Annotated in this window: 14 protein-coding genes; 7 read left to right on the top strand and 7 right to left on the bottom strand. The window is 71.3% G+C overall.

The genetic code is table 11. From position 1 onward, the window contains the following. Positions 1-17: 17 nt before the first annotated feature. The 5 genes from AB0J40_RS42225 to AB0J40_RS42205 are packed head-to-tail and all read left to right on the top strand — an operon-like array spanning position 18 to position 5,531. On the top strand, positions 18-509 hold the full coding sequence (locus AB0J40_RS42225; RefSeq protein WP_364465335.1) for an SRPBCC family protein: 492 nt from the start codon (positions 18-20) through the stop codon (positions 507-509). After that, positions 506-1,531 (top strand): LLM class flavin-dependent oxidoreductase, encoded by a 1,026-nt coding sequence (locus AB0J40_RS42220; protein ID WP_364465333.1) that lies wholly within the window; start codon positions 506-508, stop codon positions 1,529-1,531. The genes AB0J40_RS42225 and AB0J40_RS42220 overlap by 4 nt, the downstream gene beginning before the upstream one ends. Then, positions 1,528-3,843, top strand: a complete 2,316-nt coding sequence (locus AB0J40_RS42215; RefSeq protein WP_364465331.1) for a molybdopterin-dependent oxidoreductase — start codon at positions 1,528-1,530, stop codon at positions 3,841-3,843. The genes AB0J40_RS42220 and AB0J40_RS42215 overlap by 4 nt, the downstream gene beginning before the upstream one ends. Positions 3,844-3,888: 45 nt before the next feature. Further along, positions 3,889-4,434, top strand: a complete 546-nt coding sequence (locus AB0J40_RS42210) for a dihydrofolate reductase family protein (RefSeq protein WP_364465329.1) — start codon at positions 3,889-3,891, stop codon at positions 4,432-4,434. Then, positions 4,431-5,531 carry an epoxide hydrolase family protein gene (locus AB0J40_RS42205; RefSeq protein ID WP_364465327.1) on the top strand — a complete coding sequence of 367 codons (1,101 nt, stop codon included), beginning with the start codon at positions 4,431-4,433 and terminating at the stop codon, positions 5,529-5,531. The genes AB0J40_RS42210 and AB0J40_RS42205 overlap by 4 nt, the downstream gene beginning before the upstream one ends. A 10-nt stretch (positions 5,532-5,541) precedes the next feature. On the opposite strand, the gene AB0J40_RS42200 is transcribed toward AB0J40_RS42205, so the two are convergent. Genes AB0J40_RS42200 through AB0J40_RS42190 form a run of 3 tightly spaced genes read right to left on the bottom strand, consistent with a single transcriptional unit; the run spans position 5,542 to position 8,759 of the window. Beyond that, positions 5,542-6,471, bottom strand: a complete 930-nt coding sequence (locus tag AB0J40_RS42200) for a hypothetical protein (protein WP_364465325.1) — start codon at positions 6,469-6,471, stop codon at positions 5,542-5,544. A 12-nt stretch (positions 6,472-6,483) separates the two neighbouring features. After that, the gene (locus tag AB0J40_RS42195; RefSeq protein WP_364465323.1) at positions 6,484-7,212 is read right to left on the bottom strand and encodes a hypothetical protein; all 729 of its coding nucleotides are present in this window, start codon (positions 7,210-7,212) and stop codon (positions 6,484-6,486) included. 23 nt (positions 7,213-7,235) lie between these two features. Further along, on the bottom strand, positions 7,236-8,759 hold the full coding sequence (locus tag AB0J40_RS42190; protein WP_364465321.1) for an AMP-binding protein: 1,524 nt from the start codon (positions 8,757-8,759) through the stop codon (positions 7,236-7,238). Positions 8,760-8,820: 61 nt separating this feature from the next. On the opposite strand from AB0J40_RS42190, the gene AB0J40_RS42185 reads away from it, so the two are divergent. Together AB0J40_RS42185 and AB0J40_RS42180 are read left to right on the top strand one after the other, a co-directional pair. Further along, positions 8,821-9,669, top strand: a complete 849-nt coding sequence (locus AB0J40_RS42185) for a hypothetical protein (protein ID WP_364465319.1) — start codon at positions 8,821-8,823, stop codon at positions 9,667-9,669. Positions 9,670-9,840: 171 nt separating this feature from the next. Further along, positions 9,841-10,158 carry a nitroreductase/quinone reductase family protein gene (locus AB0J40_RS42180; protein ID WP_364465317.1) on the top strand — a complete coding sequence of 106 codons (318 nt, stop codon included), beginning with the start codon at positions 9,841-9,843 and terminating at the stop codon, positions 10,156-10,158. A gap of 15 nt (positions 10,159-10,173) precedes the next feature. On the opposite strand, the gene AB0J40_RS42175 is transcribed toward AB0J40_RS42180, so the two are convergent. Genes AB0J40_RS42175 through AB0J40_RS42160 form a run of 4 tightly spaced genes read right to left on the bottom strand, consistent with a single transcriptional unit; the run spans position 10,174 to position 13,891 of the window. Beyond that, complete coding sequence (locus AB0J40_RS42175) at positions 10,174-11,025, bottom strand: TIGR03620 family F420-dependent LLM class oxidoreductase (RefSeq protein ID WP_364465315.1); 852 nt, start codon at positions 11,023-11,025, stop codon at positions 10,174-10,176. A gap of 28 nt (positions 11,026-11,053) precedes the next feature. Beyond that, positions 11,054-11,743 carry a TetR/AcrR family transcriptional regulator gene (locus tag AB0J40_RS42170; protein WP_364465313.1) on the bottom strand — a complete coding sequence of 230 codons (690 nt, stop codon included), beginning with the start codon at positions 11,741-11,743 and terminating at the stop codon, positions 11,054-11,056. A gap of 28 nt (positions 11,744-11,771) precedes the next feature. Next, on the bottom strand, positions 11,772-12,701 hold the full coding sequence (locus AB0J40_RS42165) for a phosphotransferase (RefSeq protein WP_364465311.1): 930 nt from the start codon (positions 12,699-12,701) through the stop codon (positions 11,772-11,774). An 11-nt stretch (positions 12,702-12,712) separates the two neighbouring features. Beyond that, positions 12,713-13,891 (bottom strand): histidinol-phosphate transaminase, encoded by a 1,179-nt coding sequence (locus AB0J40_RS42160; protein ID WP_364465309.1) that lies wholly within the window; start codon positions 13,889-13,891, stop codon positions 12,713-12,715. Positions 13,892-13,908: the final 17 nt, after the last annotated feature.

Here is a 13,908-nt window from a genome sequence, read left to right as displayed (position 1 = left end):
AGGGGAGTGCGACCACGATGGAGTGGACCGGCGCGCGGTACGCGGACAAGCCGACGGCCGAGGTCTCGACCTGGATCGACGCCGCCCCGGAGGACGTCTGGCCGGTCGTCTCGGACATCACGCTGATGCCCGAGCTGAGCCCGGAGCTCCAGTCCGTCGAGTGGTGCGAAGAAGGCCGCAAGTTCCTCGGCCGGAGCAAGCACGACGCGTTCGGCGAGTGGGAGACGACGTCGTACGTCCTCGAATGCGAAGCTCCGCGCGTGTTCGCCTGGGCCGTCGCGGACCCGGCCGAGCCGAGCGCGATCTGGAAGTTCACCCTCGAACCCGACAACGGCGGTACCCGGCTCAGCCAGTGGATGCAGATGGGCCCGGGCCGGTCCGGGCTGTCGTTCGCCATCGACCGGATGCCCGAGAAGGAGCAGAAGATCGTCTTCGTGCGGCTGCGCGAGTTCGAGACGGCGATGACCGGCAACCTCGCCGCGATCAAGGAGCGGGTCGAAAACCGATGAGGACCGCGACGACCGTCGAGTTCTCGAAGGACACGCGCACGACGCTGGATTTCGTGCTGGAGGCGGAAAAGCTCGGTCTCGACGTCTGCTGGGTCGCCGAAGCCTGGGGCGCGGACGCGCCGTCCGCGCTCGGCTACCTCGCCGCCCGCACCGACCGGATCCGGCTCGGTTCCGGGATCGTCCAGCTCGGCACGCGCACGCCGGTCGCGATCGCGCAGGCGGCGCTGACGCTGGCCGACCTGTCCGGCGGCCGGTTCGCACTGGGCCTGGGGCCGTCCGGGCCGCAGGTGATCGAGGGCCTGCACGGCGTCCCGTTCGCGAAACCGCTGACCCGCATGCGCGAGACGGTCGAGATCATCCGGCAGGCGTTCGCCGGGGAGAAGATTTCGTTCTCCGGCAAGGCGTTCGAGATCCCGCTGCCCGGCGAGGCCCGGCCGATGCGGCTGTCCACCGCGCCGAACCCCGACATCCCGATCTACCTCGCGACGCTGTCGCCGAAGCTCCTGGAGCTGACGGGTGAGGTCGCCGACGGTTGGCTCGGCACCAGCTTCGTCCCCGAAGGCGCTTCCGCGTACTTCGAACCCCTCGACGCCGGGCTCGCGAAGTCGGGCCGCACCCGTCAGGACATCGACGTCTGCCAAGGCGCCGAAGTCGCCTTCGCCGACAACGAAGACGAGCTGCGCGCGCTGGTCGGCAGCCGCAAGAAGGAACTGGCCTTCAGCCTCGGCGGGATGGGCTCGGCCACCACGAACTTCTACAACGACGCCTACAGCCGCCAGGGCTGGGCCGACGTCGCCGCCGAGGTCCGCGAGCGCTGGCAGGCCGGCGACCGCGACGGCGCGACCGCGCTCGTCACCGACGAGATGGTGCTCGGCACCACGCTGATCGGCACCGAAGAGATGGTCCGGGAGCGGCTGCGCGTCTGGCGCGACGCCGGGATCGACACGGTCCGGCTGTACCCGGCGGGCGAAACCCTCGACGCGCGTCTCACGACGCTCGGCCGCGCATTGGAGCTGATATGACCGGCGAGTGGCACCGCACCGCGTGCAGCCTCTGCTACCTCAACTGCGGCCTCGAAGTGCAGCTCGACGGCCGGAAGATCACGCGCGTCCGCGGCGACAAGGCGCACCCGCGCTCGGCGGGCTACCTGTGCCAGAAGGCGCAGCGCCTGACCTGGTACGGCGACCACGACGACCGGCTGACGACGCCGCTGCGCCGCCGCCCCGACGGCACCCACGAGCCGATCGACTGGGACACCGCGCTCACCGAGATCGCCGCCAAGCTGCGCGAAATCCGGGACGCCGACACCGAAGCCGGCCGGCCCGGCTCCTTCGCGTACGTCGGTGGTGGCGGGCAGGGCAACCACTCCGGGGGCGCGTACGGCGCGTCGCTGCTGAAGTGGATGAACTCGACGCGCCACTTCAACGCGCTGTCGCAGGAGAAGACCGGCGACTTCTGGGTCAACGGGCAGATGTTCGGCTCGACGCTGGTGCACACCGCCGAGGACGTCGAGCACTGCGACCTGCTGCTCGTGCTGGGCTGCAACCCCTGGCAGGCGCACGGGTTCAGCAACGCCCGGCACGCGCTCAACACGATCAAGAACGACCCGTCCCGCACGATGATCGTCATCGATCCGCGGCGCACGGAGACGGCGGAGATCGCCGACCTGCACCTGCCGCTGCGCCCGGGCACCGACGCCTACCTGCTGGGCGCGATCCTGGCGCTGCTGCTGGAGCGCGGTGGCGCCGACGAAGAGTTCCTCGCTTCCCGAACGGAGGGCTTCGACGAAGTCGCGGCGGTGCTGGCGAAGATCCCGGTGGACGAGTGGATCGCGCACGCCGAAGTGTCCCGTGTGGACGTCGAGAAGGCCGTCGACCTGATCCTGGCGGCCCGGGCCATGACCGTGCGCGTCGAGCTGGGCATCCAGCAGGGCAGGCACTCGACGCTCAACAGCTACCTCGAGAAACTGCTGTACCTGGTCACCGGGCACTTCGGCAGGCGGGGGACCAACAACCTGCACTCGTGGCTGCTGCCGCTGTGGGGTTCGGGCGGCGGCAAGCGGTCCGAGATCACCGGGTTCGAGTACATCGGCGGCCTGCTGCCGGCGAACACCCTCGCCGAGGAGATCCTGACCGACCACCCGAACCGCGTCCGCGCGCTGTGGGTCGAGTCGTCCAACCCGGCCAACACCTTCGCGGGCACGCGGGACGTCGAACGCGCGATCCGCGAGACCGAGCTTTCGGTCGTCGTCGACGTCGCCTACACCGAGACGGCCGCGCTGGCGGACTACGTGCTGCCGGCGGCGTCCCAGCACGAGAAGTGGGAGTTCACGCTCTTCACCTTCGAGTGGCCGACGAACTACTTCCAGCTGCGGCCGCCGTTGCTGGACCCGCTGCCGGGCACGCTGGTCGAAGCCGAGATCTACACGCGGTTGTTCGACTCCCTCGGCGTGCTGCCGCCGTCCGACGTCCTCGCGTCGCTGGCCGCGGGGCCGCGTTCGGAGCTGCAGGCCGGGCTCGGCGCGCTGGTCCAGGCGATGCCGGAGCGGGCCGCGATCCTGCCGGTGCTGCTCTACCGGACGCTGGGCGCGTCGCTGCCGGACGGCGCGGCGTCGATCGCGCCGCTGTGGGCGGGGTGCCACCGCGCGGCGAAGACGATGACCGTGCCGGTGCAGCGGGCGCTGGGCAGCTCCAACACCGGTCCGGAACTCGGCGAGGAGCTGTTCGCGCGCGTGCTGGCGGGTCCGACGCCGTTCTCGGCCCACGAGCAGGACGAGGTGTGGAGCCTGCTGCGCCGCTCGCACGTCCGGCTGGCCGTGCCGGAACTGCTCGAGTGGCTTTCTTCGCTCGACCCGGCTTCGGAACGGCCGGATCCCGCGTTCCCGTACTCCCTGCTGAACGGCCAGCGCCGGGCGCACAACGCGAACCAGATCCTGCGCGACCCGCGCTGGCGCCGCACGGATCCGGACGGCGCGCTGCGGGCGCGTCCCGAAGAGCTGGCGTCGATCGGCGCTTCGGCGGGCGACTGGGTGGCGGTCGTGACGCCGGCCGGCCGGGTGGTCGTCCGCGCCGAAGCCGATCCGGGGCTGCGGCCGGGGCAGTTGGCGCTGCCGCACGGCTACGGCATGGCCCACCCGGACGCCGACGGCCGTCGCGTGGTCAGCGGCCCGCGGATCAACCTGCTGACCGACGCGCTCGACCGCGACCCGATCGCCGGAACGCCGCACCACAAGGACGTTCCGGCCCGGCTGGAGCCGGCGACGGAGGAGGAACGAGTGCAGGCGGAGGCCGACAGCGTGCGCGTTCGTGCGACTGTCGCGAGTGGACGGTCTTAGCGTTTCGCCGGGTTTATAGTGGGACCCCTCACCCGAAGGGGGCCCATGCGCAAGATCGTTTCGAACCTGTTCATCTCGCTCGACGGCGTGGTCGAGGCGCCCGACAAGTGGTCGCTCCGCTACTGGACCGACGAGATCGGCCAGGCGGTCGGCGGCGGGATGGCCGCGGCCGACGCGATGCTGCTCGGGCGCGTCACCTACGAAGGGTTCGCGGAGGCGTGGCCCGGCCGGACCGTCGAGGACGACGAAGGCGCCGAGTTCATGAACAACGTGCGCAAGTACGTGCTTTCCACCACCTTGTCCGAAGTGAGCTGGAACAACTCCACCCTGCTGACCGGGGACCCGGCCACGGCCGTCCGCGCGCTGAAGACCGAGCCCGGCGGGGACATCATGACCAGCGGCAGCACGACGGCGGTGCGCTGGTTGCTGTCCGAAGGCCTGGTCGACGAGCTGAACCTGCTGCTGTACCCGATCGTCGTGGGCCGGGGAAGACGGCTGTTCCCCGACGAGGGGCCGACGTTTCCGCTGGTGCTCAAGAAGTCGGCGACCTTCGGCAACGGCGTCGTCCAGCTGACCTACGTCCCGGCGTGAAGCCGTTCCGCATCGAGGTCCCCGAAGCCGACCTCGAGGCACTTCGCGTGCGGGTGCGCCGGACGCGCTGGCCCGAGGCCGGACCGGACGACTGGAGCCAGGGCACGCCGCTGGGATACCTGCGTTCTCTGTGTGACTACTGGGCTTCCGGCTACGACTGGCGTGCGCTGGAAGCGCGGGTGAACCGGTTTCCGCAGTACCGCACGGAAATCGACGGCCTGGACATCCACTTCCTGCACGTGCGCTCGCCCGACCCGGCGGCGCTGCCGCTGATCCTCACGCACGGCTGGCCGGGGTCGTTCCTCGAGTTCCTCAAGGTGATCCCCCTGCTGTCGGCGGAGTTCCACCTGGTGATCCCGTCGCTGCCGGGGTACGGCTTCAGCGGCAAGCCGTCGGCTCCGGGCTGGGGGATCGAGCGGATCGCGTCCGCGTGGGCGGAGCTGATGGCTCGCCTGGGCTACTCGCGGTACGGCGCCCAGGGCGGCGACTGGGGCACGTCGATCACGACGTCGCTGGCCCAGCGGGACGCGGCGCACCTGGCGGGCATCCACCTGAACCCGCCGATCGCGGCTCCGGACCCGGCGACGTTCGACGACCTGACTCCCGCCGAGCGGGACGCGCTTTCCGCGTTGGACCACGCGAAGCGCTGGGAGGACGGGTATTCGGTGCTGCAGTCGACGCGTCCGCAGACGGTCGGCTACGGCCTGGTGGATTCCCCGGCCGGGTTGTGCGGCTGGCTGGTGGAGAAGTTCCACGCGTGGTCGGACGGCTTCCCGTTCACCCGCGACGAGCTGCTGGACGACGTGACGCTGTACTGGCTCACCGGCACGGCGGCTTCCTCGGCGCGGTTGTACTGGGAGAGCATCCGCAAGGTGCAGAAGTGGTTCTCGGAGGCCACGGACGACACGGTCGACGTCCCGGTGGGGTGCTCGATCTTCCCGAAGGAGATGCCGCGGCCGTCGCGTCGGTGGGCGGCCAAGCGGTATCGGGACATCCGGCACTGGCACGAGCTGGACCGCGGCGGCCACTTCGCGGCTTATGAGCAGCCGGAACTGTTCGCCGAGGAAGTGCGCACGTTCTTCCGGCTGGTCCGCTAGCGCCAGGACTTCAGGTGATCGGGTGCTCCGGCGGCGCGAGGACCCGGTACTCGCAGGCGCGGTCGTGCGGGAAGTAGTAGTGGACCATCGTCCGGAAGCCGGCCGCGGCGAGCACGTCCAGCGCGGCCCGCAGCAGGATCCGGTGCGTCTCGATCGAGTAGGCCAGCAGCTCAGTCCGGTTCTGGGCGAGGAGATCGTCTTTGTACTCCTTCGCGTTCTGGAGCGGGCTGTGCCACGTGAGCGTGACGCCGTAGGGCGGCAGCGTGAGGTTCAGGGCGATGTGGACGCCGGGCGTGGGATCGAACAGCCGCGTTTCGATGGTCGCGGCGATGCCCACGCGCGTCAGCTCGGCGTGGACTTTCCCGGCCAGATCGCTCCAGGCCGCGATCGCCTCCGGCGGCGCCAGGGTGACGATTTCGTCCGGATCCGCCAGCCGGTCGACGGCGAGCGGGTCGATCACGAGCGATGCGCCCGGCGTGCCGCGGTCCTCCGCGCGGATCCGCTCGACGAGCGCGGGGCGCCACGGCGGGTCGACGTCGACGGTCATCCACTCGGGAGCGCCGGCGGGCCAGGAGGTGAACAGCAGGACGCACACGCGCCGCAGGCGAAGGCCCAGCGAGGGCCACAGTTCCCGCACCGACTCGAGATCGAGGGCGGCGCGCAGGAACATCGCGATGACGGTGTGCCGGTCCGGGTCGCCGGGGCCGTCGAGCACGTCGTCGAGCACGGCCAGCACGCGGAGGCGTTCGGCGGTGCCGACGTCCGCGAACGCACGGCCCAGCGAGATGACCCGGATGCCCCGCGGCAGGCCTTCCTCCGCCGGGCCGCCGGGTGGGTAACGCTCGCGCCAGCTCCGCACCTGCGCGGCGTCGAACCCGGCGAGGTGCTCGCTCGCCGCCAGCAGCGCACCCCACCAGGCCGGAACCTCGTTGGCCGTCATCGCTTCCGCCGCTCAGTCGAAGGGGATTTCCGGCGGGCCCAGGACCCGGTGGACGCGCGAGCGGCCGTACCGGAAGTCGTACCGCACCGCGGTCTTGAACCCGGCCGCGGCGAGCACGTCCAGCGCCGCGCGCGCGAAGAGGTTCCGGACGTCGTCCACGTAATCGCCCAGGTACCCGGGGTCGGTCCCGCTGAGGGCCCGGTACCGTGCCGATTCGCCGTCGAAGGGGTTCCATTCCAGGAAGACGCCGGCGGGTTCTTCGGCGCTCACCGACAGCACGACTCCCGTCGGCGCCGGGCGGGCGCCGCGGGGAACCACCGTCGCGGGCAGGCCGCAGTGTTCCAGTTCGGCCCTGGCCCGCTCCGCGAGTTCCGGCCAGGACGCGGGATCCGCGTCGGCGACGGGCCGGTGCCCGGAGATCAGGTCCAGCTCGCGTCGCACCCGCTCGCCTACTTCGGCGGAGTGCGGCAAACCGGCGAGGGGCCACAGGAACGTCAGGGCGATCGCGCGGCGGTGCGGCTCGCTTTCGTCGCCGAGCAGGTCGTCCAGCACCGCCAGGACCCGGCCACGCTCGGCGTCACCGACCGCGGGGTCGGCGGCGAACCCGCGGGCCAGCTCGCCGACCCGCAGGTAGAACTGCGCGCCGGGCCCGAACCCGTGTTCGTTCCCCTCGGGTGGCTCCACGGCGGCGAGGTGTTCGCTCGCCGCCACCATCCGCTGCCACCAGCCGGCCACCCCCATGATCGGCAGCTTAGCGGCGCACGTCAGTTGACCTGCCTCGACTGGCCCTGCCAGAACGGTTCCCGCAGCTTGAACTTCTGGATCTTCCCGGTCGCCGTCCGGGGCAGCTCGTCCAGGAACTCCACCCGCTTCGGGCACTTGTACCCCGCCAGGTACTCCCGGCAGTGCTTGATCAGCTCTTCCGCGGTCACCTCCGAAGAGGTCACCACCAAGGCCGTCACCAGCTCACCCCACTTCTCGTCCGGGATGCCGATGACCGCGGCCTCGCGGACCGCCGGGTGGGAGTTCAGCGCGTCCTCCACCTCGATCGACGACACGTTCTCGCCGCCCGAGATGATCACGTCCTTCTTGCGGTCGGCGATCGTCAGGTAGCCGTCTTCGAACGAACCGCCGTCGCCTGTGTGGAACCAGTTGCCTTCCTGCACCCGCGCGGTCTCCGCCGGGTTCTCCCAGTAGCCGTCGAGGTTGTGGTTCGACTGGGCGAGCACCTCGCCGTCGGTGTCGACGGCGATCCGGACGCCCAGCGCCGGCGCGCCCGCGCGGCCGAGCAGGCGGGCCTGCTCGTGCGGGTCCAGGTCGGCCCACTCGCTGCGCATGCGGTTGACCGTGAGCAGCGGTGCCGTCTCAGTCAGTCCGTAGATCTGGATGAACTCCCAGCCCAGCTCCGCGCGCACCCGCTCGATCGTGCGCGTCGGCGGCGGGGCGCCGGCCACCACGATCCGGACGCGGTCGCGGCCGGGGATCTCGCCGTCCCACGTCGCGGCGCCGTCCAGCGCCGCCGTGACCACCGCCGGGGCGGCGCACAGGATCGTCACGCCGTGCTCTTCGATGCGGCGCAGGATCTCGGTGCCGTCGACCTTGCGCAGCACGATGTGCCGCCCGCCCAGGCCGGTCACCGCGTACGGCATGCCCCAGCCGTTGCAGTGGAACATCGGCAGCGTGTGCAGCAGGACGTCGTTGTCGCTCAACGTCGTGTGCAGGCCGAACACGGCCGCGTTCAGCCAGATGTTGCGCTGGGTGAGCTGGACGCCCTTCGGCCGCGCCGTCGTGCCGGAGGTGTAGTTGATGGTGGCCGTCGCCGACTCGTCGCCCGCCCACGGCCGCGGCGTCCCCTCGCCGCCCCAGATCGCCTCGTCGTCGCGGCCGAGGACGAAGACGTGCTTCGCCGTCACCGTGTCCAGCAGGTGTTCCAGCTCGGGGTCGACGATCAGCACCTCGGCACCGGAGTGCTCCACGATGTACTTGACTTCGGCGGCCGCGAGCCGGAAGTTCACCGGCACCAGGATCCGGCCCCACCCGGACACGCCGAAGAACGACACGAGCAGCCGCGCGGCGTTGTGCGACACCATCGCGACGCGCCCGCCGACCGGCACGCCCAGCGCGTCGAGGTTGGCCGCCTGCGCCCGGGCCCGCCGCGCCACCTCGGCGTAGGTGAGCGAGCCCCAGCTGGGCGCGGGCTGGTTCGGCTCGTCGACCACCGCGACGCGGTCCGGGTACACCGTTTCCGCGCGGTCGAGGAAGTCCCGGACACCCAGATCGAAGTACATGTCCCCGATGATGACCCTTCGCAGGTGCTCGCACCAGTCCGATGTGGTTCGCTGGAGCGTGATGGACTTCGACACGGTGGCAGGCGAGCTCTACGGGGGTGACCTCGCGGAGTTCGTCAACGCGCGCAACGCGGCGGCGAAGGCCGCGAAGGCCGAGGGGGACGCCGAGCTCGCGGCGAAGATCCGCGAGCTGCGGAAGCCGACCACGGCCGCCGCGATCGTCAACCGACTGGCCCGGGAAGACGCCGCCGAGCTGCGCGAACTGGCCGAGCTGGGCGACGAGCTGCGTGACGCGCACACCCGGCTGGCCGGCGACGAGCTGCGGGCGCTGACCCGGCGCCGCGGCGACCTGGTGCGGCGGATCATCCGCGGCCTGCCGTCGATGAGCGACAGCGTGTCCCGCGAAGTCGAGGCGACCCTGGAAGCCGTGGCGGCCGATCCGGACACCGCGGCGCTCGCCCTCGCCGGGCGGCTGACCTCGGTGGCGCACCAGGACACCGACCAGTGGTTCACCCTCGCCGCGACCGCCGCCCCGCCGTCGACCGCCAAGCGCCCGGCGCGGATGGTGGAAAAAGCCGAACCGGCCACGCCGAAACGGCCCGAAAAGGACCGGCGGCAGGCCGAAGCGGACCGCAAGGAACGCGAACGGGCCCGCGCCGAACGCGAGCGCCTGCGCAAGGAAGCCGCCGAGCTGGCCAAGGAACGCGCGGTGGCCGAGCGCGACCTCGTCCGCACCGAACGCGCGGCCGAGCAGGCGACCGCCCGCGTCGAAGACCTGCGTACCCGCCTCGCGGAGGCCGAAGAACGCGCCGAGCGGGCGACGGCGGAGTTCGAAGAGGCCGAGGAAGCCTTCGACCGGGCCGACAAAGCCGCCACCGCCGCGCAGAAAGCCGCCGACGCCGCCCGCTGATTCCGTGCTACCGTACGAATGCGCCCCGGATGGGCCTACGCACGGAGGTAGTGGCTACTCAGCCCCCTTGGCTCGACACGTTCTGCTTTCCCGGCAGAAGTGTGCCCTCCGCGCGCTCGTCCCGTGTCGCTCCACGGCCTCCGGCGATCACTACATCGCCAAAGGAGCAGCTTGATCCACCTCACCACGACCGGCGCCCGCACCGGCCGGCCACACCGCGTTCTGCTGGGAGCCCTGGACATCGACGGCCGGCTGGTCGTCGTCGCGTCGGCGATGGGCTCGCCGAAACACCCCGACTGGTACCACAACATCCGCCACAGTCCTTCGGTGACAGTCGAAACCGGCACCGAGACGTTCGCGGCGACGGCCGTGCTCCCACCGGACCGCGACGAGCTGTTCGCCGAGATCGTCGCGCGGGAACCGGGGTTCGCGGCCTACCAGGCGCGAACGTCCCGGCTCCTGCCCGTCGTCGAACTGCGCCGCACCTGAGCGGCGTCACCGCGTTCAGAGCAGCACTTCGGCCAGCCGCCGGTGGTTGTCCGCCTCCACCTCGGCCGACCGGCCGATCACCTGGACGGCCACGTGGTCGGCGCCGGCGTCCACATGGGACCGCAGTCCCTTCGCGACGTCCTCCGGTGTCCCGTGCAGCGCGAGGTCGTCGATCAGCCGGTCGCTGCCGCCGCCGGTGACGTCGGCGTCGGTGTACCCGTGGCGCAGCAGGTTGTTCACGTAGTTGCGCAGCCCGAGGTAGGGCTCGCGGATGAAGGCGCGGCCGATTCCGCGGGCCTCCTCGGGGGCGCCGAGGACGACTTTCTGTTCCGGCGCCAGGATCTTGCCCGCGCCGAGGACCGACCGCGCGTGCCGCGTGTGCGCGACCGGCACCAGGTAGGGGTGCGCGCCCGCGGCGCGGTCCCTGGCCAGCTTCAGCACCCGGTCGCCCAGGGCGGCCAGTACCCGGGCCTCGGCGGGCACGCCGGCCGCGTCGAGCCGGTCGAGGTAGCCGACGAGCGTGTCGTACGGGCTGTGGTAGCCGGTGACGGACTCGGGGTGGCCGACGCCGATCCCGAGCAGCAAGCGCTTTCCGTACCGGTCGGCAAGCCGGTGGTACGACTCGGCCAGCGGCTCGGGCGCGTCGGCCCAGACGTTCACGATCGCCGTCGCCACGGTGATCCGCTCGGTCGACGCCAGGAGGTCCTCGACGAACGCGAGGTCGCTGATCGACGCGCGGCCGGTACCGATCCACGCCGTGCCGTAGCCGAGCCGGTCCGCCGCGATGGCGTGCTGCCTGCGCGTCACGTCGTCGCGGTGCGGGGACAGGAAGACGCCGTAGGTGCCGAGGTTCACTACACTTGTCATACGACTCAATGTAGCAAATGTAGCGCGGTCAGCTCGACAGGCGGTGCAGCCACTCGCGCAGCATCTGCCGCTCGGTCGGGGTCAGGGCGTCGACGTCGTCGGCCAGCCGGGTCGACAAAGCGACCGCGAGCGCGCCCACTGACGAACCTTCGGCCGGCCGCTCGGCGAGCAGCCCGGCCAGCACCGACTCGCGGACCTGCGTCGACATCGCCAGGTCACGGCTCTCTTCGGGCTGCGCGATCAGGCTGAGCGTGACGCCGCTGTTGGCCGCCGCGAACTGCCGCGCGGCCTCCTCGGGCTCGACCCGCAGCCGGCCGTCGCGCGCCAGCGGCGTGAACAGCTCCAGCAACATCGCTTCGGCACTGGAGGTCAGGTTGCACGGCACGCCGGGCTCGATCTGGCCGTAGAGCAGCACGTAGAACCGCGGGTTCTCCAGGCCGTATGCGACGTGCCGGTCCCAGCCGGCGCGGATCCGGTCGACCGGGTCGCCGCCCGGCGCCGGAGCCTGCACGTACTGCGTGAACCCGTAGTTGACGACCGCGTCGAGCAGGCCCTGCTTGCTGCCGAAGTGGTGGTAGAGCGTGGGTGCCTGGACGCCGGCGCGCTCGCAGATCGCCCGCGTCGACACCGGCCCGCCTTGTGCCTCGTGCAGGAGCTGCCCGGCCGCCAGCAGCAGGCGGTCGCGGGTGCTGGTGGCGTTGCTCGATCGTCCGGCCATGTAGCAATTGTAACGCCGGTCTGTAACGTCAGGACCGCAACCGCAGCTGCACCCGGCGCAGGCCGACGAACGCGTTCAGCACCGCCGGGTCCGTCGTCGCCGCGTCCGGGCGCACCGACCGGTAGCCGTCCAGCAGCGCCTCGCGCAGCTCGTCGCGCTGCGGCAGGTGCTTGAGCTCGTCGAGCGCCACGGCGAGGTCGTACGCGTAGTGCCCGTACCCGCAGTCGTCGAAGTCGATGGCCCGGACGCGCCCGCGGTGGAACAGGTAGTTCACCTGGCGCAGGTCGCCGTGCACCAGGCCGAAGACGTCGGCGCCGCACCCCAGCCCGGCCCGCACCGCGCGGACCCGCTCGACGGCGCCGCGGACGCGTTCGTCGCCGCCCGCCAGCGCCACCGCCCGGTCGAGGACCGCGTCGGAGAAGCCGTCCACCTGCGACCGGCCGAACTCGGTGAGGTCGTCGACGCGCCCGCGGTCGAGGCCGTTCATCCGGGCGCCGTGCAGGTGCAGCCGCGCGGTGAACTCGCCGACCGCGTACAGCTGCGGCGCGCCGAGCCGTTCGTCGACGAACCGGCCGTCGACCCAGTGGCAGAGCACGCAGGTCCGCGGTTCCGGCACCGCCGGGTCGGCGACCACGGTGACCAGGTCCCGCGTGCGCGTCGGCACCGGCCGCGGCACGACGAGGTCCGTTTCCTTGCGCAGCATGGAAAGCCACGCCATCTCGGCCCGCACCTGCGCGGCGCCCGGGCCGTCCGCGCGCTCCACCCGCAGCACGTACCGGTGGCCGTCGGCGCCGTCGACGCGGAACGTCGTGTTGCGCCCGCGGCCCAGCGGGGTCAGCCGGGCGACCGGCACGTCGTAGCCGGTCAACGCCGCTTCGGCGAGCCGGCGCAGGCGCCGGGTGCGGCCCGAGCGGTCCAGCTCGGCGAACGGCCGGTCGTTCGCCGTCGAGCCGGCCATGGCCCACGTGCTCAGCTGATCGACCGTTCCGGCTCGCGGGAGTGCGCGACGAGCTCGATGGTCGGCGTGTGGCGGCCGCCGCCCAGCCGTTCGACCCCGCGCAGGCCCTCGACCAGCCGCTCGACCTCGGTGTCCGGCCGCACCCCGAAGCGCATGAACTGGCTGGTCATGCCGATCTTGTTGCCGCACTGGCGCACCAGCAGGTGGTGCTCGGTGAGCAGGTGGTCGCACAGCTCGGCGCCGTCGACCGAGCCGGGCAGCTTGACGAGCAGGAAGTTCGCCTGTGACGGGAACACCGTCAGCTCCGGGAACTGGTTCAGCTGCGAGTTCATCATGAACCGGTCGAGGGCGAGCTTCTTGAGGCTTTCCTCGTACTCCGCGCGGTGCTCGGCGAGCATGAAGATCACGGTTTCGGCGAGCGAGTTCAGGTTCCACTTCGGCAGCGCGGCCGACAGCTTGCGCGTCAGCGCCGGGTTCGAAACCTGGTAGCCGAACCGGATCCCGTGCAGCCCGAAGTTCTTTCCGAGGCTCTTCAGCACGATGACGTTGGGCCGCACGACGGCTTCGGCGGCCACCGACGGGTCCCGTTCGACCTCGACGAAGTCGATGAAGGACTCGTCGATCACCACGAGGTCGAGGTCCTCGAGGGCGTCCATGAACCGGAGCACCTCGCGCCGCGGCAGGTAGCCGCCGTCCGGGTTGTTCGGGTTGCACAGCACCGCGACCCGGGAGCCCCGGCGCTTGATGAACTCGACGTAGTCGTCCACGCGCAGCTCGAAGTTGTCGGATTCCTTGAGCAGGAACATGTCCACGCGCTTGCCGGTCTCCAGCGGCTGGTCGGTCCAGCGGCCGAACGTCGGGATCGGCACCGCGACGCTGGCGTCGACCAGCAGCCGGTCGATCCAGGTGATCAGCTCGGTCGAGCCGTTGGCGAGCGAGATCGTCGACGGGTTGAGCCGCAGCACACTCGCCAGCTGCGCGGTGATCGCGCCGGCGTCGCTCGGGTAGAACTTGAGGATTGTGCGGAGGTTGCGCTCGAGCTCGCCGAACATCTCGTCGGTCGGGAAGTACGGGTTGCAGGGGATGCAGAAGTCCGCGAGATCGTCCGCGTGCCGGCCCATCGCGCGCGCCACGGAGAAGAACGACGGGCTGTGCGCCGCGCTCTGCTGGAAAAGGCCTCTGGTGGTCATACCGTGCCGCACGCGTG

The organism is Amycolatopsis sp. NPDC049691 (genome assembly GCF_040675005.1).
In the GTDB taxonomy this organism is placed as follows: domain Bacteria; phylum Actinomycetota; class Actinomycetes; order Mycobacteriales; family Pseudonocardiaceae; genus Amycolatopsis.
The sequence above is the reverse complement of the archived record's forward strand: the minus strand, read 5'-3'. Positions and strand labels throughout refer to the sequence as shown.